Origin of the sequence: Streptomyces sp. NPDC005492 (assembly GCF_040605995.1) — a bacterium.
Classification (GTDB): domain Bacteria; phylum Actinomycetota; class Actinomycetes; order Streptomycetales; family Streptomycetaceae; genus Streptomyces.
In genome coordinates this window covers 1-25,806 of sequence record NZ_JBEXDX010000047.1, presented here as the reverse complement: position 1 = coordinate 25,806, position 25,806 = coordinate 1, and the positions used below count along the sequence as shown (strand labels likewise).

General features: G+C 70.2%; 22 protein-coding genes, 3 tRNA genes and 2 pseudogenes. 11 read left to right on the top strand and 16 right to left on the bottom strand.

What is annotated here, in order from left to right; translation table 11 throughout:
• Positions 1-113: 113 nt before the first annotated feature.
• Positions 114-857: an SDR family oxidoreductase gene (locus ABZT04_RS38220; RefSeq protein WP_356063150.1), complete on the top strand. Its 744-nt coding sequence runs from the start codon at positions 114-116 to the stop codon at positions 855-857.
• 37 nt (positions 858-894) lie between these two features.
• The gene (locus tag ABZT04_RS38215; RefSeq protein WP_356063147.1) at positions 895-1,329 is read left to right on the top strand and encodes a hypothetical protein; all 435 of its coding nucleotides are present in this window, start codon (positions 895-897) and stop codon (positions 1,327-1,329) included.
• Between the two features lie 580 nt (positions 1,330-1,909).
• Here ABZT04_RS38215 and ABZT04_RS38210 read toward each other — a convergent pair.
• The 3 genes from ABZT04_RS38210 to ABZT04_RS38200 form a co-directional block, all read right to left on the bottom strand.
• Positions 1,910-1,983, bottom strand: a tRNA-Ile gene (locus tag ABZT04_RS38210).
• A gap of 167 nt (positions 1,984-2,150) precedes the next feature.
• Positions 2,151-2,223, bottom strand: a tRNA-Asn gene (locus tag ABZT04_RS38205).
• Positions 2,224-2,229: 6 nt separating this feature from the next.
• Positions 2,230-2,302 (bottom strand) — tRNA-Asn (locus ABZT04_RS38200).
• Positions 2,303-2,459: 157 nt separating this feature from the next.
• On the opposite strand from ABZT04_RS38200, the gene ABZT04_RS38195 reads away from it, so the two are divergent.
• The 4 genes from ABZT04_RS38195 to ABZT04_RS38180 all read left to right on the top strand — a co-directional run bounded on the left by ABZT04_RS38195 (position 2,460) and on the right by ABZT04_RS38180 (position 8,069).
• The gene (locus tag ABZT04_RS38195) at positions 2,460-2,765 is read left to right on the top strand and encodes a YtxH domain-containing protein (protein ID WP_356063144.1); all 306 of its coding nucleotides are present in this window, start codon (positions 2,460-2,462) and stop codon (positions 2,763-2,765) included.
• Between the two features lie 51 nt (positions 2,766-2,816).
• Positions 2,817-4,274: an FGGY family carbohydrate kinase gene (locus tag ABZT04_RS38190; protein ID WP_356063141.1), complete on the top strand. Its 1,458-nt coding sequence runs from the start codon at positions 2,817-2,819 to the stop codon at positions 4,272-4,274.
• Between the two features lie 133 nt (positions 4,275-4,407).
• Positions 4,408-6,141 (top strand): ABC transporter ATP-binding protein, encoded by a 1,734-nt coding sequence (locus tag ABZT04_RS38185; protein WP_356063138.1) that lies wholly within the window; start codon positions 4,408-4,410, stop codon positions 6,139-6,141.
• Entirely contained in the window at positions 6,141-8,069 is a 1,929-nt protein-coding gene (locus ABZT04_RS38180) for an ABC transporter ATP-binding protein (protein WP_356063135.1), read from the top strand. The genes ABZT04_RS38185 and ABZT04_RS38180 overlap by 1 nt, the downstream gene beginning before the upstream one ends.
• 58 nt (positions 8,070-8,127) lie before the next feature.
• Here ABZT04_RS38180 and ABZT04_RS38175 read toward each other — a convergent pair whose 3' ends face one another.
• From ABZT04_RS38175 to ABZT04_RS38155, 5 genes are all read right to left on the bottom strand, one after another.
• On the bottom strand, positions 8,128-9,438 hold the full coding sequence (locus ABZT04_RS38175) for an RNA polymerase sigma factor (RefSeq protein ID WP_356063132.1): 1,311 nt from the start codon (positions 9,436-9,438) through the stop codon (positions 8,128-8,130).
• A gap of 81 nt (positions 9,439-9,519) precedes the next feature.
• Positions 9,520-11,424: a DNA primase gene (gene dnaG, locus ABZT04_RS38170; RefSeq protein ID WP_356063129.1), complete on the bottom strand. Its 1,905-nt coding sequence runs from the start codon at positions 11,422-11,424 to the stop codon at positions 9,520-9,522.
• Between the two features lie 35 nt (positions 11,425-11,459).
• Positions 11,460-12,737 carry an FAD-dependent oxidoreductase gene (locus ABZT04_RS38165; protein ID WP_356063126.1) on the bottom strand — a complete coding sequence of 426 codons (1,278 nt, stop codon included), beginning with the start codon at positions 12,735-12,737 and terminating at the stop codon, positions 11,460-11,462.
• 93 nt (positions 12,738-12,830) lie between these two features.
• The gene (locus ABZT04_RS38160; protein WP_356063124.1) at positions 12,831-14,132 is read right to left on the bottom strand and encodes a deoxyguanosinetriphosphate triphosphohydrolase; all 1,302 of its coding nucleotides are present in this window, start codon (positions 14,130-14,132) and stop codon (positions 12,831-12,833) included.
• A 171-nt stretch (positions 14,133-14,303) separates the two neighbouring features.
• Complete coding sequence (locus tag ABZT04_RS38155; RefSeq protein ID WP_356063121.1) at positions 14,304-15,059, bottom strand: sirohydrochlorin chelatase; 756 nt, start codon at positions 15,057-15,059, stop codon at positions 14,304-14,306.
• A gap of 232 nt (positions 15,060-15,291) precedes the next feature.
• On the opposite strand from ABZT04_RS38155, the gene ABZT04_RS38150 reads away from it, so the two are divergent.
• Complete coding sequence (locus ABZT04_RS38150; protein ID WP_356063118.1) at positions 15,292-15,978, top strand: ElyC/SanA/YdcF family protein; 687 nt, start codon at positions 15,292-15,294, stop codon at positions 15,976-15,978.
• An 18-nt stretch (positions 15,979-15,996) separates the two neighbouring features.
• Here ABZT04_RS38150 and ABZT04_RS38145 read toward each other — a convergent pair.
• From ABZT04_RS38145 to ABZT04_RS38135, 3 genes and pseudogenes are all read right to left on the bottom strand, one after another.
• Positions 15,997-16,146, bottom strand: a pseudogene (locus ABZT04_RS38145) (gamma-glutamylcyclotransferase); the annotation flags it as partial.
• A gap of 60 nt (positions 16,147-16,206) precedes the next feature.
• Positions 16,207-16,356 (bottom strand): annotated as a pseudogene (locus ABZT04_RS38140) (gamma-glutamylcyclotransferase); the annotation flags it as partial.
• A gap of 60 nt (positions 16,357-16,416) precedes the next feature.
• Complete coding sequence (locus ABZT04_RS38135; protein ID WP_356063115.1) at positions 16,417-16,836, bottom strand: gamma-glutamylcyclotransferase family protein; 420 nt, start codon at positions 16,834-16,836, stop codon at positions 16,417-16,419.
• A gap of 169 nt (positions 16,837-17,005) precedes the next feature.
• Here ABZT04_RS38135 and ABZT04_RS38130 point away from each other — a divergent pair, with 169 nt between their 5' ends.
• Positions 17,006-18,652, top strand: coding sequence for a M4 family metallopeptidase (locus tag ABZT04_RS38130; RefSeq protein ID WP_356063112.1), 1,647 nt, complete (start codon positions 17,006-17,008; stop codon positions 18,650-18,652).
• Positions 18,653-18,799: 147 nt separating this feature from the next.
• On the opposite strand, the gene ABZT04_RS38125 is transcribed toward ABZT04_RS38130, so the two are convergent.
• Positions 18,800-20,317, bottom strand: a complete 1,518-nt coding sequence (locus ABZT04_RS38125) for an MFS transporter (RefSeq protein ID WP_356063109.1) — start codon at positions 20,315-20,317, stop codon at positions 18,800-18,802.
• A 151-nt stretch (positions 20,318-20,468) separates the two neighbouring features.
• Between ABZT04_RS38125 and ABZT04_RS38120 the strand changes: the two genes are divergently transcribed.
• Positions 20,469-21,200 carry a TetR/AcrR family transcriptional regulator C-terminal domain-containing protein gene (locus ABZT04_RS38120; RefSeq protein ID WP_356063106.1) on the top strand — a complete coding sequence of 244 codons (732 nt, stop codon included), beginning with the start codon at positions 20,469-20,471 and terminating at the stop codon, positions 21,198-21,200.
• A 186-nt stretch (positions 21,201-21,386) separates the two neighbouring features.
• On the opposite strand, the gene ABZT04_RS38115 is transcribed toward ABZT04_RS38120, so the two are convergent.
• Positions 21,387-21,983 (bottom strand): NAD(P)H-dependent oxidoreductase, encoded by a 597-nt coding sequence (locus ABZT04_RS38115; RefSeq protein WP_356063103.1) that lies wholly within the window; start codon positions 21,981-21,983, stop codon positions 21,387-21,389.
• Between the two features lie 265 nt (positions 21,984-22,248).
• On the opposite strand from ABZT04_RS38115, the gene ABZT04_RS38110 reads away from it, so the two are divergent.
• Positions 22,249-22,767 carry a hypothetical protein gene (locus tag ABZT04_RS38110; RefSeq protein ID WP_356063100.1) on the top strand — a complete coding sequence of 173 codons (519 nt, stop codon included), beginning with the start codon at positions 22,249-22,251 and terminating at the stop codon, positions 22,765-22,767.
• A gap of 124 nt (positions 22,768-22,891) precedes the next feature.
• Positions 22,892-23,509, top strand: coding sequence for a class F sortase (locus ABZT04_RS38105; RefSeq protein WP_356063098.1), 618 nt, complete (start codon positions 22,892-22,894; stop codon positions 23,507-23,509).
• Here the strand turns inward: ABZT04_RS38105 and ABZT04_RS38100 are convergent.
• The 3 genes from ABZT04_RS38100 to ABZT04_RS38090 all read right to left on the bottom strand — a co-directional run.
• Positions 23,427-24,104, bottom strand: coding sequence for a sulfite exporter TauE/SafE family protein (locus tag ABZT04_RS38100; protein ID WP_356063095.1), 678 nt, complete (start codon positions 24,102-24,104; stop codon positions 23,427-23,429). The two genes, ABZT04_RS38105 and ABZT04_RS38100, sit on opposite strands and share 83 nt — an antisense overlap.
• Before the next feature lie 60 nt (positions 24,105-24,164).
• Entirely contained in the window at positions 24,165-24,812 is a 648-nt protein-coding gene (locus ABZT04_RS38095; protein ID WP_356063092.1) for a response regulator transcription factor, read from the bottom strand.
• A gap of 31 nt (positions 24,813-24,843) precedes the next feature.
• The coding region (locus tag ABZT04_RS38090; RefSeq protein WP_356063089.1) for a histidine kinase at positions 24,844-25,806 on the bottom strand (963 nt) is incomplete at its 5' end.

Sequence of the window (25,806 nt, the reverse complement as noted above, 5' to 3'; positions counted from 1 at the left end):
AGTTTATGACAGCCGTAGAAAGCATGTCTTGGACGCATCAATTGGGCATGGCGCAAAGTCGATGTGACAGAGCCGTACGCACCGGAGTGCGGTGTGAATGAAGAGGTGCCTCCATGTCTGATTCCCCTCCCCGCCACGTTTCCCCGGCTCTCGAAGGCCGGCGCATCGTCGTCCTCGGCGCCGGCTCCCGCATGGGCCGGATCCTGGCCTCGCGGGCGTCGGCCGCCGGGGCCGACCTGATCCTCGCGGGCCCGGACACCGGCAAGCTCAAAGTGACGGCCGACGAGTTGCCAGGAGCAGCCAGGGTGCTGGCGCTCGATCTCGCGGACGAGGACTCGATCGCCGCGTTCGCGACCGAGGCCGGCGCCTTCGACCATCTTGTCTCGACGGCGGCGATGCCGGCCAACGGGCCGGTCGCCGAACTCGAACTCGCAGCGGTGCAGCGGGCGTTCGCTGCCAAGGTGATCGGCCCGCTGCTGCTCGCCAAGCACCTGGCCGGTCAGGTCCGTGAGGGCGGCTCGTTCACCTTCTTCTCCGGTGTGGCGGCGTGGCGACCCGTACCCGGCCGGGTGGTGATGGCCACCACGAACGGCGCGCTGTCCTTCCTCGTCGAAGCCCTGGCAGTGGAACTCGCCCCGCTGCGGGTGAACGCCGTCTCCCCCGGCATCGTCGACTCCGGGGCCTGGGACGCCATGGGCGACGGCAAGGAGGCGTTCCTGCGCAGGACCGCCGAGAGCAACCCAGCCCGCCGAGTCGGCACCCCCGACGATGTCATCCAAGGGGTGCTGTTCACGCTCACCAACCCCTACGTCACCGGCACCGTGCTGCACGTCGACGGCGGCGGACGCCTCGCCTGAGCCGACCCGACGGCCCCTCACACGAACGGAACGACGCATGAGTACCCATGACGTGAGCGGTCTTCCACTCGCCGGAGACCTGATCGCCGACGGCTTCCAAGGCTGGCCTCCGCACCTGCACCAGGAATTCCAGCGCAACGCGTTCAACGGCCACGTCGGCCAGACGCTGCTGAGCGAGACCGACCGGGTGCGCGTGTGGGAGATCCGCCTCGCCCCGGGCGAGCGCGTACCTGCACACCGGCACGTCCTGGACTACTTCTGGACCGCGGTCGCAGGCGGCCGCAGCCGCCAGCACACCGCCGACGGCACCACCCGGGAGGTCGAATACCAGGCGGGTGACACCCGGCACCTCACCTTCCGATCCGGACAGTACCTCCTCCACGACCTGGAGAACACGGGTCCTACGACCTTGGTCTTCACCACTGTCGAGTTCAAGGAAGGCCCCAACCCTCCGCTGTCCCTGCACAGTTGACGGACAGGGCCAGGACGCGGTCACCAGCCCCGCGAGCCCGAGGGAAGTGAGTCCGCCGCGGTCGGACTCGCCCGCGACAGACATGACGCGCACTCCCGTGTGGCGGAGCAATTGCACGGTCAGGGAGCCTGCATGGTCCCAGCCGACGCCCGCGAGCTCGGGCGTCAGCTGCTGCGCCGGGAGGGTGACGTAATGCGCCTGCCCGGCACGGCTGTTGGTGAATCCGAGTACCTCGGCGCCGCCCTCTGGGGCGGACGCCGCACTGGCCACGGAGAGGATCCGTCCGGCGAAGCCGCTGCCCTTGCCGACGACAACCTCGTCGGCGCCGCCGTCCACTGGGCTCGTCGACCCCTGTCCGGCCCCTGGGTCTTGGTATCGAACCTCAGGACAGCTGTCCCGGAGGCCAGCGACAACCTTGATCATCCACTCCGCCGCAGGTCAGAGAGATTGGGGCTTCCTCCGAGCGGCGCGCGCGACCCCGGACTCCAAACCCACGAGCAGCGGATTCAGTCCGTTCAGGCAAAGTTGACGCTCCACCACCTAGAAATGAACGTTTCCGCAGTTCAGGGACCTGCACAGGTGGGGCGGGTGGGACTCGAACCCACGGCCGACGGATTATGAGTCCGCTGCTCTAACCGGCTGAGCTACCGCCCCATTACGGCGCGTCGCGCACATTTGTACGCGCCGTCTGCCGCAGCATAGCCGCTCATACGATCTCCTGCTTCGGATGGTCGACTTCGCACGACCATGAGGACTGTGGCCTGCCCCGAGCGGTTCCGGCGGGCATGAAAAAGGACCCCAACGGGGTCCTCTTCAGTGCGCTCTCCCGACTGGACTCGAACCAGTAACCTGCCGGTTAACAGCCGGCTGCTCTGCCAATTGAGCTACGGAAGATCGAAGCTCCCCCGACTGGACTCGAACCAGTAACCTGCCGGTTAACAGCCGGCTGCTCTGCCAATTGAGCTACAGGGGAATGCCTCGCTGCATCGAACGTGACTCCCTGGGTATTCGCCAGGGGGCGTGTGCTCGCTGCGACACATACATTAGCGCAAGCAGGGGGGTGCTCCGCCAATCGGTTCCCCCGGCACCGATGCCGCGCCGGAGACCTACGCAAGGGAAGGATGGCCGTCATGCGCTACAAGCTCACGTTCGTCGTCGGGCTGGCTCTGGGTTACGTGCTGGGCACGCGGGCCGGACGCGAGCGCTACGAGCAGCTGAAGAAATCGGCACGCCAGGTCGCGCAGAACCCGACGGTCCGCAACACCGCCGAGACGGCGGCGCAGCAGGGCCGGCAGTTCGCGGGCAAGGCGTACCACGCGGTCGGTGACAAGGTCGGCGACCGGGTCCCCGACTCGGTGGCCCAGCGCGTACGGTCCCTGCGCGAGCGCAATGCGAACGGCTCGGGCGAGGACGACTGGGGCACCAGCAACACATAGGGAAGTCCGACCCGGCGCGGTCACCTCCCGCCGTACGGCAGAATTTCTGGCATGGGGATAGTCGCCGGGTTGGACAGTTCGCCCGATTTCACTCGTATCGTCGTCTGCGACACGGACACGGGGTCCGTGCTCAGGCAGGGATATGCGCCGCATCCGGTCGAAACCGAGACCGAGGGCGGCGGGCGGCCCTCCGATGTCGATCCACAGGCCTGGCTGTTGTCGCTGGGCGAGGCGGCCGGCGGGGGGCTGCTCGAAGGTGTGCAGGCCATCGGTGTGTCCGCGCAGCAGAACGCCGTGGTGCCGCTGGATTCCCAGGGCAACACCGTGCGGCCCGCGATGGTCGGCGGTGACAAGCGGGCGCAGGTCGCGGCTGCCGATCTGATCGACGCGCTCGGCGGCCGCGAGGCCTGGGCGCAGGCCGTGGGTTCCGTGCCGCAGGCCGCGCATCCGGTGACCAAGCTGCGGTGGCTCAGCAAGACCGAGCCGGACAACGCCCGTCGTACAGCCGTACTGCTTCAGGCCCATGACTGGCTGGTGTGGCAGTTGCTCGGGCGGCCGGTCAGGCGGACCACCGATCGGGGTGGGGCCTCGGGGACCGGGTACTGGTCGGCGGCCGGCGGTGGTTACCGGCCCGACCTTGTCGAGCTGGCCCTCGGTCACCAGGCCATGCTGCCCGAGGTGATCGGCCCGTCCGACGCGGCCGGCACGACACCGGAGGGGCTGCTGATCTCGGCCGGGACCGGCGAGACCATGGCCGCGGCCTTCGGGCTCGGGATCGGGTTCGGGGATGCCGTGGTGTCGCTCGGTGCTTCCGGGTCCGTGATGGCCGTACATCCCGAGGCGCTCGTCGACCAGAGCGGGATGATCACTTCGCTCGCCGACGCCACCGGGATGCATCTGCCTGTCGTGACCACGCTCAATGCCGTACGGACCCTGCGCGGGGCCGCCGAACTGCTCGGGCTGCCGGATCTGGAGAGTCTGTCCGAGCTGGCGATGAAGTCGACGCCGGGTGCGCACGGGCTGGTGTTCCTGCCCTATCTGGAGGGTGAGCGGACGCCGAATCTGCCGCACACCGCCGGGACGCTGGCCGGGCTGCGGCGGGAGTCGATGAAGGCCGAGCATCTGGCGCGGGCCGCGTTCGAGGGCATGCTGTGCGGGCTCGCGGACGCGCTGGACGTGCTGCGCGGGCGGGGGGTCGCGGTGCGGCGGCTCTTCCTGCTCGGGTCGGCCGCCGAGCTGCCCGCCGTACAGGCCGCGGCGCCCGCGCTCTTCGGGACGCAGGTCGTCGTACCGCAGCCGGCCGACTACGCGGCGATCGGTGCCGCCCGGCAGGCCGCCTGGGCGCTGGGGGTTTCGCAGGGCACGCTCGATCCGCGCAATCCGCCGCCCTGGCAGGGTCCGGTCGCCCAGGTGCTGGAGCCGGGGGACGAACTGGCCGTAGGACAGGCGGTGCGTCAGCAATATGTGTCCGTGCGGGAACAGACCCATCCGGGCGCGTTCCGCTCTTAAGGGTTCATAAGGGCACCAAGAGCACTGCTGTTGGCTTAATCAGTTGAGGTAACGCGGGTGGAGTGTCCGACGATGGGGGCGAGGGGCACACCACACCCGCCCGCCCCTCATCGCCGACTCCGAGAGACGTAGCGTGCTCATACGACTTCTGCGGACCTATCTCAGGCCCTACAGGAAACCCATCTCCCTGCTGGTGCTGCTGCAGTTCCTGCAGACCTGCGCCACCCTCTATCTGCCCACCCTGAACGCGCACATCATCGACAACGGTGTCGTGAAGGGTGACACCGGTTACATCGTGTCGTTCGGTGCCCTGATGATCGGCATCTCGCTGGTCCAGGTCGTCTGCAACATGGGTGCCGTCTACTTCGGCGCGCGCACCGCCTCGGCGCTCGGCCGGGACGTCCGGGGTGCCATCTTCGACCGGGTGCAGTCGTTCTCGGCCCGCGAGGTCGGCCACTTCGGCGCGCCCTCGCTGATCACCCGTACGACCAATGACGTCCAGCAGGTCCAGATGCTGGCCCTGATGACGTTCACGCTGATGGTGTCGGCGCCGATCATGTGCGTGGGCGGCATCGTGCTGGCGCTCGGTCTGGACGTGCCGCTGTCCGGGGTGCTGATCGCGGTGGTGCCGACGCTGACGATCTGCGTGACGCTGATCGTGCGGCGGCTGCGCCCGCTGTTCCGGGCCATGCAGGTGCGCCTGGACACGGTGAACCGGGTGCTGCGCGAGCAGATCACCGGCAACCGTGTCATCCGCGCCTTCGTCCGGGACGAGTACGAGAAGGACCGGTTCCGGAAGGCCAACGCCGACCTGACCGAGATGCAGCTGAAGTCCGGCAACCTGCTCGCGTTGATGTTCCCGGTGGTCATGACCACGGTGAATCTGTCGTCGATCGCGGTGGTCTGGTTCGGTGCCCATCGCATCGACAGCGGCGGAATGCAGATCGGCGATCTGACCGCGTTCCTCGCCTACCTCATGCAGATCGTGATGTCCGTGATGATGGCCACCTTCATGTTCATGATGGTGCCGCGCGCGGAGGTCTGTGCCGAGCGCATCGAAGAGGTCCTGGACACGGAGTCCAGCGTCGTGCCCCCGCTCGCGCCGGTCACCGAGCTGCGCCGGCACGGTCATCTGGAGATCCGCGGGGTCGGCTTCAGCTATCCGGGTGCCGAGGAACCCGTGCTGAAGTCCATCGACCTGGTCGCCCGGCCGGGCGAGACGACGGCCGTGATCGGCTCGACCGGCAGCGGAAAGTCCACCCTTCTGAGTCTGGTCCCGCGCCTGGTTGACGCGACCGACGGCGAGGTCCTCGTCGACGGGGTCGACGTGTCGACCATCGACCCGGTGCTGCTCGCCAAGACGGTCGGCCTGGTCCCGCAGAAGCCGTACCTGTTCGCGGGCACGGTCGCGACCAACCTTCGCTACGGCAACCCGGACGCGACGGACGAGGAGCTGTGGCACGCGCTGGAGGTGGCGCAGGCCAAGGACTTCGTCACCAAGCTGGAGGGCGGGCTGAACGCGCCCATCGCCCAGGGCGGCACAAACGTCTCCGGTGGTCAGCGGCAGCGGCTCGCCATCGCCCGCACGCTGGTGCAGCGGCCGGAGATCTACCTCTTCGACGACTCCTTCTCCGCGCTCGACTACGCGACCGACGCGGCGCTGCGGGCCGCGCTCTCCCAGGAGACCGCCGAGGCGACCGTGGTGATCGTGGCGCAGCGGGTGGCGACCATCAGGGACGCCGACCGGATCGTCGTACTCGACGAGGGGCGGGTCGTCGGGACGGGCCGCCATCACGAGTTGATGGCGGACAACCAGACCTACCGGGAGATCGTGCTCTCCCAGCTCACGGAAGCGGAGGCTGCCTGATGGCCGGGCCCATGGGGCGGATGATGGCCGGGACGGGCCCCGACGCCCGTTCGATGGACTTCAAGGTGTCCGGCAAGCGGCTCGTCGGCCAGTTCAGGCCGGAGCGGCTGACCATCGGCATCCTGTTGGTGTGCGTGGTGTTCAGCGTGGGGCTGAACGTGGTCGGGCCGAAGATCCTGGGCAACGCCACCGACCTGGTCTTCGCGGGCATCGTCGGACGGCAGATGCCGGCCGGGACGACCAAGGCGCAGGCCCTCCAGGCGATGCGCGACCGCGGCCAGGGCTCGATCGCGGACATGCTGAAGAGCACCGACTTCACGCCGGGCAAGGGCATCGACTTCACCGCGGTGGGGCATGTGCTGCTGCTCGCGCTGGGCACGTTCCTGGTGGCGGGTCTGCTGATGGCGGTGGCGACCCGGATGGTCAACCGGGCGGTCAACCGGACCATGTTCCGGCTGCGGGAGAGCGTGCAGACGAAGATGTCGCGGCTCCCCCTGTCGTACTTCGACAAGCGGCAGCGCGGCGAGGTGCTCTCGCGCGCGACCAACGACATCGACAACATCGGGCAGACGCTCCAGCAGTCGATGGGCCAGCTCATCAACTCGCTGCTCACCATCGTCGGTGTGCTCGCGATGATGTTCTGGGTGTCGTGGCTGCTCGCGCTGGTCGCGCTGGTGACCGTGCCGCTGTCGTTCCTGGTCGCCACCCGCATCGGCAAGCGGTCGCAGCCGCACTTCGTGCAGCAGTGGCGCTCGACGGGCAAGCTCAACGCGCACGTCGAGGAGATGTACACCGGGCACAACCTGGTGAAGGTGTTCGGGCGGCAGGACGAGTCGGCGCACCTGTTCGCCGAGCAGAACGACGCGCTCTACGAGGCCGGGTTCAAGGCGCAGTTCAACAGCGGGGTCATGCAGCCGCTGATGATGTTCGTCTCGAACCTCAACTACGTGCTGGTGGCGGTCGTCGGTGGTCTGCGGGTCGCCTCGGGCGCCCTGTCCATCGGTGACGTACAGGCCTTCGTGCAGTACTCGCGCCAGTTCTCGATGCCGCTCACCCAGGTCGCGTCGATGGCGAACCTGGTGCAGTCGGGGGTCGCCTCGGCCGAGCGGATCTTCGAACTCCTGGACGCCGAGGAGCAGCAGGCCGACCCGATGCCGGGCGAGCGCCCCGCGGAACTGCGCGGCCAGGTCGCCCTGGAGCACGTCTCCTTCCGCTACGACCCCGACAAGCCGCTCATCGAGGACCTCTCGCTGACGGTGGAACCGGGCCACACGGTCGCGATCGTCGGCCCGACCGGCGCCGGCAAGACCACGCTGGTCAACCTCCTCATGCGGTTCTACGAGGTGTCCGGCGGCCGCATCACCCTCGACGGCGTCGACATCGCGCGGATGTCCCGTGACGAACTCCGCGCCGGTATCGGCATGGTGCTCCAGGACACCTGGCTGTTCGGCGGCTCCATCGCCGACAACATCGCGTACGGCGCCTCGCGCGAGGTCACGCGCGGCGAGATCGAGGAGGCGGCGCGGGCGGCGCACGCCGACCGGTTCGTCCGTACGCTGCCCGACGGCTACGACACCGTGATCGACGACGAGGGCACGGGTGTCAGCGCCGGTGAGAAGCAACTGATCACCATCGCGCGGGCGTTCCTGTCCGACCCGACGATCCTGGTGCTCGACGAGGCGACCAGCTCCGTCGACACCCGTACCGAGGTGCTGATCCAGAAGGCGATGGCCAAACTGGCGCACGGACGCACGTCGTTCGTCATCGCGCACCGGCTCTCCACGATCCGGGACGCCGACACCATCCTGGTCATGGAGAACGGCTCGATCGTCGAACAGGGCGCGCACGCCGACCTGTTGGCGGCGGACGGGGCGTATGCCCGGCTGTACAAGGCGCAGTTCGCGCAGGCGGTGGCCGAAGTCGACTAGTACGGAGTGGAGTTGAGAGGTTCAGAGGGGCGCCCACCTTCGGGTGGGCGCCCCTTTCTCAGTCCAGGTATCCCCTCAACTGGTCCGCGAACGCGTGGTCCCGGAGCTTGTTGAGGGTCTTCGACTCGATCTGCCGGATCCGCTCCCGGGTCACCCCGAAGATCCGGCCGATCTCCTCCAGCGTGCGCGGACGCCCGTCGGCCAGCCCGTACCTGAGCTGTACGACCTTCCGCTCGCGCTCCCCCAGCGTCGACAGGACGGCGTCCAGGTGCTGGCGCAGCAGCAGGAACGCGGCCGACTCGACGGGACTGGTGGCGTCGCCGTCCTCGATGAGGTCGCCGAGGGCCACGTCGTCCTCCTCCCCCACCGGCGCGTGCAGGGAGACGGGTTCCTGGGCCAGGCGCAGGACCTCGCTGACGCGCTCCGGGGCGAGGTCGAGGTGGTCGGCCACCTCTTCCGGGGTCGGCTCGTAGCCGCGCTCCTGGAGCATCCGGCGCTGGACGCGGACGACCCGGTTGATCAGCTCGACGACATGCACCGGGACGCGGATGGTGCGGGCCTGGTCGGCGAGGGCGCGCGACATGGCCTGGCGGATCCACCAGGTGGCGTAGGTGGAGAACTTGTAGCCGCGGGCGTAGTCGAACTTCTCGACCGCCCTGATCAGCCCGAGGTTTCCCTCCTGCACGAGGTCGAGCATGGTCAGTCCGCGGCCGACGTACCGCTTGGCGACGGAGACGACGAGCCGCAGGTTGGCCTCGATGAGGCGGCGCTTGGCCATCCGGCCCATGACGACCAACTTGTCCAGGTCCAGGGCGAGTTGGCTGTCCAGGTCGACGGCGCTGCCGAGCCGCTCCTCGGCGAACAGGCCGGCCTCGACGCGGCGGGCGAGTTCGACCTCCTCGGCCGCGGTGAGCAGCGGGATGCGGCCGATCTCGCGCAGGTACTGGCGGAACAGGTCCGAGGAGGGGGCGCCGGTGTCGGCGACCCGGCTGCGGGGCCGTTCGTCGGGCTCGGGGGCCTCGGCGGTCTCCACCGCTTCGGCCGTCGGTTCTTCGAGCTCGGGCGGACTCTCCGGTTCCGCTGTTTCGGGGTGGTGCGCGGCACGGCTCTGCGGGGGGACGGTGGCGAGGACATCGGTCTCCGCCGCCGGTTCTTCCGCGCCGTCCGTCGTGCTGGTCTCGGTCTGGTCGAGGGTCTGGGTCTGCACGGGGGCGACCTCCAGGATGATCGCTGCCAGGGGGTACGGCAGCGGTACTTCGGGGGCGGAGTCGGCGGCCTCGCCGCAATCCGTCCCGTACTCGATGAGCGGAACCGCGGGGGTGTGGGACCCGCTGGGGACGGATCGGCCGCGCTCCGAGGACTCAGGCACCGGAACCCAGTGTGGAGTACGACACATCGCCGCCACGAGGGGCGTGCGGTGACTTTTTGAGTCCGTTCCGTGACTACGTGCTCAGAGGGCTGAGGCGCCGTGCACCTGGAGTGCCTGGTCGTACTGCTGGAGCACCCACAACTCGTTCTGCACGGCGGCCAGTTCGGCCGAGTCGCCGTGGCTGCCGAGGCGGGTGAGCGTGCCCTGGATGTCGCGGATACGGCGCACGACGGCTCTTCGGCGGACGGTGACGAGCTGCTCACCCGCGTAGTTCTCGTCGACCGTGCGGCGCAGGATCGCCTCGACGGCCAGTTCGGTGACCATCGCGCGGACCGCGTCGTCCGGGGCCGCCGCGCGGACCCGGACGAGATAGTCCTGGGGGTCCTGGACGCCGTACTCGGCGCCGCCCGCCTCGATGATCGCCTCGCGTACGGCCGCGTAGGGCGGGGCGGTGAACTCGTCGACGCCGTACGCGTCGAAGGCCGGGGAGACCAACTCGGGGCGCTGGAGGGCGAGTTTGAGGAGTTCGCGCTCGGTGGCGAAGACCGGGTTGCGGAGGGTGAGGGCGGGGCCGCCGGTGGCCGGGCGGGGGGTGGTGTCGTACTGCCGCTGGGCGCCGCCCCGGGCCGGAGCGGGGCCCTTGCCGCCGCGGTCGCGGGCCCAACGGGCCAACTGGGCGACCCGCTTGACCACGAACTGGGTGTCGAGGATGCCGAGCATGCCGGCGAGCTGGACGGCGACCTCGTGCTGGGCGCCGGTGTTCTTGATGCGGGCGACGATCGGGGCCGCCTCGTCCAGGGCGGCTGCGCGGCCGGCGGGGGTGTCGAGGTCGTAGCGGACGACGATCTGGCGGAGCGCGAACTCGAAGAGCGGGGTGCGGGGTTCGACCAGGTCGGCGACGGCCTCGTCGCCCTTGGCGAGGCGCAGCTCGCACGGGTCCATGTTGTCGGGGGCGATCGCGATGTACGTCTCGGCGGCGAACTTCTGGTCGTCCTCGAAGGCGCGCAGGGCCGCTTTCTGGCCGGCCGCGTCGCCGTCGAAGGTGAAGATCACGCGCGCCGAGCCGTTGTCCATCAGCAGTCTGCGGAGGATCTTGATGTGGTCGCCGCCGAAGGCGGTGCCGCAGGTGGCGATGGCGGTGGTGACGCCGGCGAGATGGCAGGCCATGACGTCGGTGTAGCCCTCGACGACGACCGCGCGGGACGACTTGGCGATGTCCTTCTTGGCGAGGTCGATGCCGTAGAGGACCTGGGACTTCCTGTAGATCGCGGTGTCGGGCGTGTTCAGGTACTTCGGGCCGTTGTCCGACTCGTAGAGCTTGCGGGCGCCGAAGCCGACGACCTCGCCGCCGATGTCGCGGATGGGCCACATCAGTCGGCCGCGGAAGCGGTCGATGGGGCCGCGGCGGCCCTCCTGGGCGAGGCCGGACAGGAGCAGCTCCTTGTCGGTGAAGCCCTTGCCGCGGAGGTAGCGAGTGAGGTGGTCCCAGCCCTGCGGGCTGTAGCCGACGGAGAAGTGCTCGGCGGCGGACTGGTCGAAGCCGCGCTCGGCGAGGAACTTGCGGCCGGTGTCCGCCTCGGGGCCGGCGGCGAGCTGCTCGACGTAGAAGTCGGCGGCGACCTTGTGGGCCTCGACCAGGCGGATGCGCTCGCCGCGCTGGTGGGCGGGGTTGTATCCGCCCTCCTCGTACCGCAGTGTGATGCCGGCCTGGGCGGCCAGACGCTCGACCGACTCGGAGAACGTGAGGTGGTCGACCTTCATCACGAACGTGATGGTGTCGCCGCCCTCCTGGCAGCCGAAGCAGTGGAAGAGCCCCTTGCTCGGGCTGACCTGGAAGGACGGCGACTTCTCGTCGTGGAAGGGGCAGAGGCCCTTGAGGTTGCCCCCGCCCGCGTTCCGTAGCTGGAGGTACTCGGACACCACGGCGTCGATCGGGACCGCGTCCCGAACCGCCTTCACGTCCTCGTCGTTGATCCGTCCTGCCACGCGTGAATTCTACGGGGCCGGACTGACACCAGTGACTACTTGGACGCGGGGCTGCCCAGGCTGTCCAGTGGAACGTGTGGGTCCGCAAGGGCCTCGGTGTCCACCCGGGTCCGGGAACGGATGAGCTGCTGGATGGGCTCTGTGACGTCCCACACATTCACATTCATCCCGGCCAGCACACGGCCCTCCTTCAGCCAGAAGGCGATGAACTCGCGCTTGCCCGCGTCTCCCCGGATCACCACTTCGTCGTAGGAACCCGGGGGTGCCCAGCCGGAGTACTCCATACCCAAGTCGTACTGGTCGGAGAAGAAATAGGGCACGCGGTCGTAGGTGACGTCCTTGCCGAGCATCGCGCGGGCCGCCGCCGGGCCGCCGTTGAGGGCGTTGGCCCAGTGCTCCACGCGCAGCCGGATGTCGAACAGGGCGTGGTGGAAGGCGGCCACGTCGCCGGCCGCGTAGATGTCGGGGTCGGAGGTGCGCAGCCGTTCGTCGACCGCGATGCCGCCGCCGTGCGCGCGGTCGGCCAGCTCCAGGCCGGCCGCCTCGGCGAGCGCGGTGCGGGGGGCCGCGCCGATGGCCGCGAGGACGTCGTGCGCGGGGTGCTCCTCGCCGTCGTCGGTGCGGGCCGCCAGCACCATGCCGTCCTGGCCGACGATCTCGGTGAGCATGGCGCCGAAGTGGAAGCGGACGCCGTGCTCGGCGTGCAGATCGGCGAAGAGCTGGCCGAGTTCGGGGCCGAGGACGCCGTGCAGCGGGGTCTGCGACGGCTCTACGACGGTCACCTCGGCGCCGTACTCGCGGGCCGCCGCCGCGACCTCCAGGCCGATCCAGCCGCCGCCGGCGATCACCAGATGGCCGTTGTCCCGGCCCAGGGAGGCGAGGACGCCCTTGAGGCGCTCGGCGTGCGAGAGGCGGCGCAGATGGTGGACGCCCGCGAGGTCCGTGCCCGGGATGTCGAGGCGGCGGGGCTCGGCGCCGGTGGCGATGAGGAGCTTGTCGTAGTGGACAAGGGTGCCGTCGTCCCCGAAGCGGACCGTCTTCGCGCCGCGGTCGACGGCGTCCACGGTCTGGCCGAGGTGCAGCTCGATGTCGTTGCGCGCGTACCAGGCGGGTTCGTGGACGAAGACGCTGTCGCGCTCCTCCTTGCCGAGGAGGTAGCCCTTGGACAACGGCGGACGCTCGTACGGGTGGTCGCGTTCGTCGCAGATCAGTATCACGCGCCCGGTGAAGCCCTCCGTTCGGAGCGTCTCGGCCGCCTTGGCGCCGGCCAGGCCTCCTCCGACGATGACGAATGTCTGATCCGCGTCGACCACTTGATGCCTCCTCGTAATGGTGCCGCCATATGCGAGCGTCCCGCACGCAGCGTGATGCGGGAAGGGGGTGTGACCCGATCAGGCCACGGAGGGTCACATTCGGGCTTGTTCCGCGCCACTGTGCCCCAGCGATGTGAGATGCGCGTGAAGAGACCGCGCCGACGCGTCCGTCAGCGAGGCGATCTGATCGACGATCACCCGCTTGCGGGCACGGTCGTCGGGCGCCTCGTCGAACTGGGCGCGGAACTGCGGCTCCAGACCGTCGGGCGCGCGCGTCGTGAGCACCTCGGCGAGTTCGGCGACCACGATGCGCTGGTCGGCGCGGATCCGTTCCTGCTCGGCGCGCTGCATGACGTACCGGTCGGCGACCGCCTTGAGGACCGCGCACTCCAACCGTGCTTCGTGCGGTACGACGAGTTCGGCGTCGTAGCGGGTGAGGCGGCCGGTGCCGTACGCGGCGCGCGTGGCGGTCTCGGCGGCGAGGCAGAAGCGGCCGATGAGCTGGCTGGTGGCGTCCTTGAGGCGGGCCTGCGCCACGGCCGAACCGTCGTAGCCGTGCGGCCACCACTCCTGGTCCTGGAGCCGGTCCAGGGCTTCCGCGAGTTCGGCGGGGTCGGTGTCCGCGGGGACGTAGCGGCCGAGGGCGACCGCGAAGACCGCCTGCCGCTCGGGCTCCGCGTGCAGACAGTTGGGGTCGATGTGGCCCGCGTGCAGACCGTCCTCGACGTCGTGCACCGAGTACGCCACGTCGTCCGACCAGTCCATCACCTGGGCCTCGAAGCATGTGCGCGTGCCGGGGGCGCCCTTGCGGACCCAGTCGAAGACGGGTCTGTCGTCGTCGTAGACACCGAACTTCGGGGAGCCGGGGTCGGTGGGGTGCGCTCCGCGCGGCCAGGGGTACTTGGTGGCGGCGTCGAGGGTGGCGCGGGTGAGGTTGAGGCCTACGGAGCCCTCCGGAGTGAACCGTTTGGGCTCGATACGGGTGAGGAGTCTCAGCGACTGGGCGTTGCCCTCGAAGCCGCCGCAGTCGTCCGCGAACTCGTTCAGTGCCTGTTCGCCGTTGTGGCCGAAGGGCGGGTGGCCGAGGTCGTGGGAGAGGCAGGCCGCTTCGACGAGGTCGGGGTCGCAGCCGAGTGCGGCACCGAGTTCGCGGCCGACCTGGGCGCATTCCAGGGAGTGGGTGAGGCGGGTGCGGGGGCTGGCGTCCCAGGCCTGGCTGCGGGTTCCGGGCGTGACCACCTGGGTTTTGCCGGCGAGTCTGCGGAGGGCGGCGGAGTGCAGGATGCGGGCGCGGTCGCGTTGGAAGGCGGTGCGGCCGGGGCGTTTGTCGGGCTCTTGTGCCCAGCGGTCGACTGACGTCGGGTCGTAAGCAGGGGGTTCTGCAGTGCCGTCCATGCTTCGACAGTAAGCGGGGGGAGTGACAAATCGGGAGTTGCGGGGCTTCTAGGGGGTGCCGGATCGGTTCGTCGGCGGGTGCGGGTGTGTTGAGGCTGGGCGCGCCCACGCGGCGGAGCCGCAAATCGATACAGCCCCGCGCCCCTCAGGGCATGAGACCCACCCTTGGTTTCAAGCTGAGGCCAGTTCCGGTTGCGATGCCACCGGGATTGTCAGGCTCTGGTCGTAGCGGTGGAGGATCAGGTGGGCCATCGCAGGGTGGGCTCCCAGGGGGGCCGAGGCGATCCAGGAGGTCTGTTCTGCGCACTGGGTGGCGAAGCGGCCCGGGGCTGTGAAGCAGGATGCCACCGCAACCCTGTGGCGGCCTTGGGCCGCGAGGGTGTGTACCGCTTCCTGGACCGTGGGGGTCGCCGCCGAGGCGTAGGCGGGGATCACCGGGGCGCCCAGGCGGGCGGCGAGGAGGCGGGCCGTGTGGTTGGTGTCCAGCTTGGATTCCGGGTCCCGGGAGCCTGCGGCGGCCAGGACCACCGCGCTGTCCCGGCGGGTGCGCCAACCCGCTTCCATCAGGCGGTCGTACAGGGTGTCCACGAGGAGGGGGTGCGGGCCGAGTGGGGCCGCCACGCGCGTGTGCGCCTTCGCCTCGGCCGCCATCTCGGGGATGTCCTGCTTGACGTGGTAGCCGCGGGCCAGGAGGAGGGGGACCAGGACGGCGTCCCCGGTGCCGAGTTCGGCGAGGGTGTCCGGGAGGCGGGGCTCGTTGAGTTCGATGTGGCCCAGGTGGACGGGGAGGCCGGGGCGTAGGGCTTGGACCCGCTCCATGAGGGCTTTCACGGTGCTGAGGGCGCGCGGGTCGCGGCTGCCGTGTGCCACCAGGACCAGGGCGGGCGAGCCGGGGCGCCGCCTGCCGTTCAGGGAGACGAGGTTCATGGAGCGATGGTGGCAAGGGGAGGTTGCCGCCCTGTTGCCCGAGAATCACGGGTGTTTTCCGGGGGTTCACGGTGGGGTGAGGGGGGTGTGTGAGGTGATGTGACCTGCGGTTTCGGGGATTCATCGTGAGGCCGGTCACACTGCGGACGGCGAACCGGAAGGCCTTACGGCGCGTCTGTGACTCTCGAACCCGGACGGGGAGGGGCCCCCTTTGAAGCGTCTGATGCGTCTGATGCACCACCTGAGACTTCGGCGACCGCGGCTGCCACGCACGCGTGCCGGGTGGCGGCACCTCGTGCAGGAGGTGGCCGCCGGGTGTGTCCTCGCGCTGCTTCCGGCGACCTGGCTGTGGGTGTCGACGGCCGACCGGCTCCGGACTCTTCAGGACGCGCCGCGCACCGGGGTGGCCGTGGTCTTCGGTGCGGGCCTGTGGGACGGCGAGCCGTCGCCGTATCTCGCGCACCGGCTGGACGCGGCGGCGACGCTGTACCGGGAGGGCCGGGTGAAGGTCGTCCTGGTGACCGGCGACAACAGTCGCAAGGACTACGACGAGCCGGACGCGATGCGCGTCTATCTGGCGAAGCACGGGGTGCCACGCGCGCGCGTGGTGACCGACTACGCCGGCTTCGACACCTGGGACTCGTGTGTCCGCGCCAAGAAGATCTTCGGCGTCGACCAGGCCGTGCTCATCAGCCAGGGCTTCCACATCCGGCGGGCGGTGGCGCTGTGCGAGGCGGCAGGTGTGGACTCGTACGGCGTCGGTGTCGACGACACGCACGACGCGACCTGGTACTACGGCGGCACCCGCGAGGTGCTCGCGGCGGGCAAGGCGGCGCTGGACGCGGTGTTCCACCCCGATCCGCAGTTCCTCGGACACAAGGAGACGGGGGTCGCGCGGGCGCTGGCCTCGGGCAAGTAGGGCCCGTGCGGGGGCGGTTCAGCGGCGGGCGGGCCAGTTGCCGCCCTCGATCGGCCTGCCGTGGGCGCGGAGGGCCGCGGTGACGGTGGGGGCGGCGAGGTACACCCAGGCGCGTACGGCGGTGCCGTCCGCGTCGCGAGTCACCCCACGTTCGACGCGCTCGTAGAGAAGGAGACCGGGGTCGCGCGGGCACTGGCCACAGGTAACTGAGGACCGTGCGGCGGTGGTTCAGCGGCGGTCGAGCCAGTCGCCGCCCTCGATCAGCTTGCCGTCGGCGCGGACGGCCGCGTTGACGGAGGGGGCCGCGAGGTACACCCAGGCGCGCACGGCCGTGCCGTCCGCGTCGCAAGTCACCCCACGTTCGACGCGCTCGTAGAGAAGGAGACCGGGGTCGCGCGGGCACGGGCCTCCGGCAACTGAGGACCGTGCGGCGGTGGTTCAGCGGCGGTCGAGCCAATCGCCGCCCTCGATCAGCTTGCCGTGGGCGCGGAGGGCCGCGGTGACGGAGGGGGCCGCGAGGTACACCCAGGCGCGCACGGCCGTGCCGTCCGCGTCGCGGGTCACCTCGCGTGCGACGCGCTCGTAGAGGTTGCGCGGGTCGCCGGGGGTGTAGTCCTCAAGTCGGTCCAGTTCCCTGAGGAGTTGGGGGTAGGACTCGGGGCGTGCGGTGACGAGGTCGCCGACGATCACCGAGCCGGGGTCCTCGACGGCGTACGGGTAGCCGGGGCCGTCGTAGAGGACGGCGTCGTGGAGGCGGGCGCGCTCCTCCGACCGCGTGCGGGCGCGCAGGAAGAGGTCGTGGTTGGGCTCGCCGGGGCGGAGGGTGCCGTAGACGAAGAAGGGGAGGGTCGTCGTCACTCGGTCTCGCCACCTCCTTCGGTCGTCTCTACGGAAGCCTCGCAGAACCGGTTCGCACCCCTCACACCAGGCGATGTGCGCGCTATGGACACGACATGTCATGGCCCCTTAAATCTCAGTCAACATCAACATCGCCCCCACGCCCCCCACTTGCGTTCCGAGGAGACCGATGAGTCGGACACGGCACTTCCGAGGTTCCCGTCTCGCCACGGCCGGTATCGCGGCCGGCGCCGCGACCCTGCTGGCCGCGACGCTCGCCCCCACCGCCCACGCGACCGACCGGCCGACCCGGACCACCGTGCTCGCGAACGCCGCGTCCGCGCTGCTTGCGCATGCCGCGACCCTGGGCCTCACGAGTGCGCAGGACACGTCGGTCCGGGACGTGATCGTCGACGCGGACGGCGCCCAGCACGTTCGCTACGACCGGACGTACCGTCAACTCCCGGTTCTCGGCGGCGACTTCGTGGTCCATCTGGCCGCGAACGGCAGCTATCGGAGCGCGGACCGCGCGACCCGGACCTCCATATCCCTGTCGTCCGTGACCCCGAAGGTGGCCGCCCAGAAGGCGGCGGACCTGGCGGTGAACGCGTTGCGGGCCGTCAATCTGGGCGAGGTGCTGAAGGGCGTAACCGCCAAGCCCCAGTTGGTGGTTGACGCCCTGCACGGTGCCCCGAGGCTCGCCTGGCGGACCGACGCGGTCGCCAAGGACTCGCTCGGCAACCCGGTCGCCCGCACGGTGCTGACCGACGCCCGTACCGGCGCCCAGATCGACGCCTGGGACAGCGTGGAGACGGCGACCGGCGACGGGCGGTCGCTGTACAGCGGGACGGTGCCGCTGGAGACGACGCTGTCCGGATCGACGTACCAGCTCAAGGACGCGACGCGCGGCGGGACTTACACCGGTGACGCGGCGAACAAGACCGACCTGTGCCTGCTCGGCAGCATCTGCATCAGCCGCGCCCCGTCCACGCTCTTCACGGACACCGACAACCACTGGGGCACGGGGACGACTTCGGACCGCTCGTCGGCGGCGGTGGACGCCCAGTACGGCACCGACGAGACCTGGGACTACTACAAGAACGTGCACGGCAGGAACGGCATCGCGGACGACGGCAAGGGGTCGTACAACCGCGTCCACTACGGCAACAGCTACAACAACGCCTTCTGGGACGACAGTTGCTTCTGCATGACGTACGGCGACGGTGACGGGACACAGCTCGGTCCGCTGGTGGCGCTGGATGTCGCCGGGCACGAGATGACGCACGGTGTCACGTCCAAGACGGCGGCGCTGACCTACACGGGCGAGTCCGGCGGGCTCAACGAGGCGACCTCCGACATCATGGGCACGCTGGTGGAGTGGTACGCCAACAACTCCTCGGATCTCGGCGACTACCTCATCGGCGAGAAGGTCGTCCGCTCGGGCTTCGGCCGGTCGGCGCTGCGGTACATGGACAAGCCGTCCAAGGACGGGAACTCCGCGGACTGCTGGAGTTCGACGGTCGGGAACCTCGACGTCCACTACTCCTCGGGCGTCGCCAACCACTTCGCGTATCTCCTCGCGGAGGGCAGCGGCGCAAAGACCATCAACGGGGTCAGCTACAACTCCCCCACCTGTAACGGCGCTTCGGTGGGCGGCATCGGCCGGGACAAACTCGGGGCCATCTGGTACCGGGCGTTGACGGTCTATATGACGTCCTCGACGAACTACGCGGGCGCCCGGACGGCTACCCTCAGTGCCGCCAAGGACCTGTATGGGGCGGGAAGTTCGGAGTACGGCGCGGTGGCCGCAGCATGGAGTGCGGTCGACGTGGGGTGAGAGGGGGGTTCTTCGGAATCCGCTGCCGGGCGGGGGCACGGGCTTTGGCCGGGGGGGGACGGCCGACTGGACCCCGTACACCGCGACAAGGCCGTTGCCCACGGCGGGCAACGGCCTTGTGTTCCAAGCAGGTTGAGCATGTTGAGGTCAGGCGATCAACTCCCCTTCCTCCGTGGCCACTTCCGCGACGACCGGAGCCTCCGCCGCATCCCGCTTCCCGTCCCGCATCACCACGGCCGCCAGTACCGCCGCCGCCACAACCCCAACCGCGCTGACCGTGAAGGTCGTTGACATGGAGTGCGTGAAGGCCTCACGGGCCGTGCGGACCAACCCCGCGTCCCCGTGCGCCGCCGCCAGTGCCCCGCCGATCGAGCGGCGGGCCTCCTCGGACGTACCGGAGGGCATCTCGTCGGCGAAGCCGCTCGACAGGAGGGAGCCGAGGATGGCGATGCCCAGGGCTGTACCGGCTTGCTGGATGGTGTCGTTGAGGGCCGAGCCGACGCCTGCCTTGTCCTCGGGGATGGTGCCCATCAGCGCGCCCACCGCGGCCGGCATCGCGAGGCCCGCACCCAGGCCCAGCAGGCCGAGGGCGACGGCCGGGACGGTGAAACCGGTGTCGGCGGTGACCGTCGTCAGCAGGGCGAAGGACGAGGCCATCACCAGCATGCCGGTCAGGATCAGGTAGCGATGGCCGTACCGCGCGGTGAACTTGGCGCCGGCCGCGTTGCCGACCAGCGCGGTGACCGCGAGCGGGACGAAGGCCAGGCCCGCCTTGACCGGTGAGTAGCCGAGCACGAACTGCAGGTACTGGGTGAGGACCAGCAGCAGACCGCCGTTGCCTATCTGGACCAGGGTCAGCGAGAGCGAACCCCCGCTGAAATTACGGTGCTTGAAGAGGACCAGCGGGACCATCGGGGTCGCCGTGAAGTTCTCCCAGGCGACGAAGCCGGCGAGGGAGACGACGGCCACCGCCAGGGTGACCAGGCCGCGGCCCGCGAACGCGCCGTGCTGCGGGATCTCGATGATCCACCAGATCAGCGCCGTCATACCGACCGCCGACAGCACCGCGCCCAGCGGATCCGGCTTCTGCCACGGGCCCTTCGACTCCGGCATCAGCGTCACACCCGCGACCAGGGCGAGCGCCACGACCGGGACGTTGAGGACGAAGATGGAGTGCCACGAGAAGTGGTCGATCAGTACGCCGCCCAGCACGGGGCTGCCGACCAGCGCGAGCATCGACACCGAACCCCAGGCCGCCATCGCCTTCCCGCGCTCCTCCGCGTCGAAGACCGTGATGAGGATCGAGAGCGTCGACGGCATGATCAGCGCTCCACCCACCCCCATCGCCACCCGTACGGCGATCACTTCACCGGGGCTGGTGCAGAAGGTCGCCGCGAGTGACGCGGCCCCGAAGAGCACCAGCCCGATCAGCATCACCCTCCGACGGCCGAAGCGGTCACCGAGGCTGCCGGAGGTCAGCAGGAGGCCGGCGAAGACCAGGATGTAGGAGTCGAGGATCCACTGGGTGTCCTGGGCGCTCGCCCCGAGGCTCTCGGTCATCGACGGGACCGCCACGGTCAGCGCCATGCTGTCGACCACCAGCACCAGCGAGCTGAGGCACAGCACGACGAGGATCCACCAGCGCCGGGGGTTTCGGGTCTCCATCGGGCTTCCCTTCGGGTCGTCGGCGTCATCGGCCGACCGTCTGCGTACACCGTTCCTTCGCTGCGAACACTGTACGCACGGCGGAACGGTGTGCGCAACCTTTGAACTCTGTACGCTGGCCGCGAACGTCGTACGCACGAAGGAGCCCGTCATGGTCGCCAAGGCCGAGCCGAACCCCATCCCCTCCGTGTGGGCCCGTGAGCGGCGCACGCCCGACCAGCCCGCGCTCAGCCGGGACGTGATCGTCCGCGAGGCGATCGCGATGCTGGACGCGGACGGCATCGAGGCGCTGAGCATGCGCAAGCTCGGCGCCCGCCTCAACGCCGGCGCGACCTCCCTCTACCGGCATGTCGCGACCAAGGACGAGCTGATGGAACTGGCCGTGGACGAGGTCGCCGCCGAGATCCACGTCCCGGACGCGGACGCCCCCGACTGGCGCGCGGCCGTCGCCGAGGCCGCCGGTTCCTTCCGTACGACGGCCCTGCGGCACCCCTGGCTGTCGTCGGTACTCGGACAAGCGGGGCTGGCCTATCTCGGCCCCAATCTCATGTCCTTCTCCGAGCGACTGGCCGCACTGTTCACGACCGCCGGCTTCCCCGAACCGAGCGGCGCGATCGACGCGGTCCTGTCGTACACGATCGGCATGAGCACCACGGAGGCCGCCTGGCTCACCACGGTCGCCCGGTCCGGGGAGAGCGAGGCCGAGTTCATCGCCCGCCTGATGCCGGCCGCACGGCAGGCGGCGGCCGGCCACGCCCATCTCGCCGGGTCCTATGCGGAGTCGGCCACCACGACGACGGATCCGGTGGCGCTGCGCGACAGCAAGTTCGCCTACGGCCTTGAGGTGGTCCTTGATGGACTGGGGTTGCGGTTGGGGCGATAGGTTCTCCCGCACCGGATCGGCAGACCCGACTCCGGGCAGGCCTCGGTCGGCATCCGCAACTTCGCGCCCCTCGCCGCGAGTTGACCGCCCGGCCGGTCGGATCGACCGCCGGGTCGACGCCCTTGTTCCGGCCAGGCGCCAACTCGCCCCAGGCCGCGCCGAGTTGCGGGAACCCTGAGTCGGGCTCTACGCGGAATACGGCCGCGTCTCCCTCGCCTCCCCCAACGCCCGCCCCCACCACACCAGTTGGTCCAGCATCGCCTTCGCCGCCATGTCCGGGGCCGTGGGGTCCCTGAGGACGCCCCGGTCGTCGAAGGACGTCCCCGCGTTGTGGAAGGAGACGGTGTCGCGGACCGTGACGGCGTGGAGTTCGGCGAAGACCTGGCGGAGGTGTTCCACCGCGCGCAGGCCGCCCGCGAGGCCGCCGTAGGAGACGAGGGCTACGGGCTTGGCGCGCCATTCGGTGAAGTGCCAGTCGATCAGGTTCTTGAGGCCGGCCGGGAAGGAGTGGTTGTACTCGGGGGTGAGGACGACGAAGGCGTCCGCGCCGGCCAGCTTCGGGGTGATGTCGGCGAGTGCGGCGGTCGTCTCCGGGGTCCGGGCGAGGCTCGTGGGCAGGTGGTCGGTGTCGGCGACGTCGACGACCTGGAGGGTGAGGTCGGCGTGGTCGCGGACGTGGGTGAGGAGCCAGTCGGCGACGACCGGGCCGAAGCGGCCGTGCCGGTTGCTGCCGATGACGACGGTCACGGTCAGGGGGCGGGTGGGAGCGGTGTTGGTGTTCATGCGGGCAGCCTGATACCTCAACCATTCTTGAGGTCAAGCGCGACGGCCGGTCACCCGTTCACCCGCGTGGCTTGCGCTCTTCGGATTCTTCTCCGGCAGGGAGTCGTCGTACCCGTATGACCTGCTGAAACGGCGGCGGAACGGGCTGCCGTGGCGGCTCCCTGACACCCATTCACCACATTTCTGACGGGCCCTCAGGAAGCGGGCTCGGGCCGGTGCCACTTACCTCGGAAGGGCAGCCAACCCCAGCTCGGAGGAGCACCGAATGCGACGTACGGCCCGTCTGCTGACCGGTACCGCGCTCGCCGTCGCCGCCGCGGGTCTCGCGACCGCGCCGGCCTACGGCGGCGAGACCGGCAGTCTGGAGGTCTTCCCGTCGAGCGCCGTGCCGGGCGGCGACGTCACGGTCAACACGGCGGCATGCGGCAACGACGGCACGGCGGCCGGTGACGCCAGCGCGGTGGGCGCCGGCACGTTCACGCTGGCGCCGAGCGCGCACGAGGACGACGCGATCGGGCAGTTCAAGGTGCCGCCGAGTGCGCAGCCGGGGACGTACGAGATCGTCGCGAAGTGCACGGACGGCCGGCAGGTCTCCGGCGATCTGACGGTGACGCTGGCCTCGATGCGGCAGCAGGTGCAGCCGCGCGGAAGTGTGAAGACGGGGGTTGGTGGCGCCCTGGGCCCCGACCCCGTGCAGACCGCGGCCGGTGTGGCGGCTCTCGCCGTCGCCGCCGCGGGCGGTACCTGGCTCCTGCATCGCCGGGCGAGAGGCGACAGGATCTGACGGACACCCTCCGCTGTCCGTCCGCCGGTACCGCAAGTCCCCTCCCCCTCCGGGTCCGACGCCCCTCGTGGCCCGGAGGGGGCGCGGGGCAGCAGGGCCCTGGTCACTGGGAGAGGGGTGCGCGATGCGTTTCGGCAACACCGCGATAGGGGCCGTCACCGTGGTCGCCCTGTGCTCGGGCGCGTGGCTGCTGACCAACGGCAGCGAGACGCACCCCCCGCCGCAGCCGTCCGCCGCCGAGGGGCGCCCCGACCCGGCCGCCGGGCACACCGCGGCCCGCGCGCTGCCGCCGTCGCCGCCGGACCGGATCCGTATCCCGGCCATCCAGGTGAACGCTCCGATGATGGGCCTCAAGCTGACGAGCGCCGGCAGCCTGGACGTGCCCCCGGCCGCGAAGAAGAACCTCGCCGGCTGGTACGAGGCCGGCACCACCCCCGGCGAGACCGGCACGGCGATCGTCGCGGGCCATGTCGACAACGCCGACGGGCCCGCCGTCTTCTACGACCTCGGCGCCCTGAAGAAGGGCAACACCATCGAACTGGACCGACTGGACGGCAGCGTCGCGCAGTTCACGGTCGACGCGGTGGAGGTCTACCAGGCCAGCCACTTCCCCGACCAGAAGGTGTACGGCGCGGCGCGGCGGCCGGAGTTGCGGGTGATCACCTGCGGGGGCGGGTACTCACGGTCGACCGGTTACCAGGGGAACGTGGTCGTGTTCGCGCACTTGAGCGGCAGCCGCTAGGGCGGTGAGGGCGAGGGCCTGTCCGACCATTCGCGTCCTCGCCCGGAGTGCCGCCGGGCGACGTCCCGGTAGAGCGAGTGAAGGTGCCTCCCCCTCCCCGAAGACAGTGCGGAGCGTGCATGGCGTCGCGCGGCAAACGGGAACTGTAGACAGGCCCTCGCACCAGGAACGTGCCGGGGCCCACGAGCCCGTCGTAGAAGCCGATGCCCAGGCCCGCGAGGCCGATCGCGGCGAGGATGCGGCGGCGGGTGGCCGGGGGCGGGGCGGGGGTCGGCTTCAGTACGTCGGTGCTCATGCCGGCCGCGAAGAAGGCGCCGGCCGAGGAGCCCGCCAGCGCCGCGAGGCCGATGCGTACGGCGAGGGCGATGTTCACGGGTGTCTTGCGGGCGTAGGTCACCGCGGCGCCGGACGTGCCGGCGATGGCGACGGCCTTGTTGGTGCCGAGGGCGGTCGCGGCCGGGGTGCCGGCCGGGAGGCCGAGCAACAGGACCGGGAGCAGGAGGAGTCCGCCGCCGCCGACCACGGCGTCGATCCAGCCCGCGGCCAGGGCGGTGAGGTACAGGACGGCGACCATGGTCAGCGATATGTCGGGCATGATCGCGACCCTGGGGACGGGATGCGTGTGCCGTCCAACCACTTGTGGGGGTGCTGGGCTTCAGCGGCCGTTCTCCAGGTAGCGGAGGACCGCCAGCACACGGCGGTTCCCGGTCTCCGAGGGGGGCAGGTCGAGCTTCGTGAAGATGTTGGCGACGTGCTTCTCGACCGCGCGCTCGGAGACGGTGAACGCGGTCGCGATCGCGTGGTTCGTGTGGCCCTCCGCCATCAGTGCGAGGACCTCGCGTTCGCGGGGTGTGAGGGTGTCGAGGACGGTGGATCGGCGGCTGGCGCCGAAGAGTTGGGCGACCACCTCGGGGTCGAGGGCGGTGCCGCCGGCCGCCACCCTTTCCAGCGCGCCTACGAACTCGCCGATGTCCACGACCCGTTCCTTGAGCAAATATCCGAACCCGGCCGGGTTGCCCAGGAGTTGGGCCGCGTGGGTCGTCTCGACGTACTGCGAGAACAACAGCACGCCGGTCGTGGGGTGTTGCCGCCGCAGTCGTACGGCCGCCTGGACGCCCTCGTCGGTCTGGGTGGGCGGGAGGCGGATGTCGACGACGGCCACGTCGGGGGCGTGGGCCGCCACCGCGGTGAGGAGCGCTTCGGCGTCGCCGACCGCCGCGGCCACCTCGACGCCCCGCAACTGGAGCAGTTGGACCAGACCGTCGCGCAGCAGGGCCGAGTCCTCGGCGATGACGACGCGCATACCGCTCCGTTCGGGTCCGTTCAGGTGGGGGTCACGTGTGGGGCAGTTCGACCGTGACCACCGTAGGGCCTCCGGGTGGGCTGTCGCAGGTCAGTGTGCCGTCGACGGTACGGATCCGGGCCAGCAGACCGGTGAGCCCGGACCCGGCGCCCAGCACCGCGCCGCCCTGCCCGTCGTCGCTGACCCGCAGGCGCAGGCGTCCGTCGCGGGCGATGACGTCGACGGCGGCGGACGTGGCCCGGGCGTGCTTCGTGGCGTTGGCGAGGAGTTCGGCGGCGCAGAAGTAGGCGATGGTCTCGACGGCCGGGGTGGGGCGGGTGCCTATGTCGGTGGTGAGGGTGACGGGGAGCGCGCTGTCGGCGGCGAGGGTGGTGAGGGCGGCGTGCAGGCCCTCGTCGAGTACGGGGGGATGGATGCCCTTGACGAGGTGGCGCAGGTCGGTGATGGCCTGGGTGGCGTTGCCCCGGGCGGTGTCGACGACGGAGAGGACACGGTCGGGGGCGGCACCGGTGGTGATCAGTTCGCGGATCGCGGTGAGGTGCATGGCGAGGGCGACCAGGCGGGCCTGGGTGCCGTCGTGCAGATCGCGTTCGATACGGCGGAGGGTCTGGGCGGCGTCGTCGACGGCTCGGGCGCGGGTCTCCTCCAGGGTGCGGATACGGCGGGTCGCGGGATCGGGGCCGAGCAGCACGGTCAGCAGGGCGCGGTGCGGGCCGAGGGCGTAACGGAGGAGGAGAGGTGCGACGGCCAGGAGCAGCAGTCCGGCTGCGAACGGGATCAACCAGCGTGGCCAGGAGTCGAGTTGGTGACCGAAGAACTCCAGGGACACGTGGCGTGTGGAGCCGTCGGCAGTGTGAACCCTGTTGTAGTTCCAGCGCTTGAGCAGCGGGTGCAGGGTGAGCAGGACGCCGTAGACGTATCCGATGACGACGGCCGCGTACGCGAAGACGGCTGTGAACGGCGTCAGCAGCGCGCAGCCGACCGCCCGCCAGCC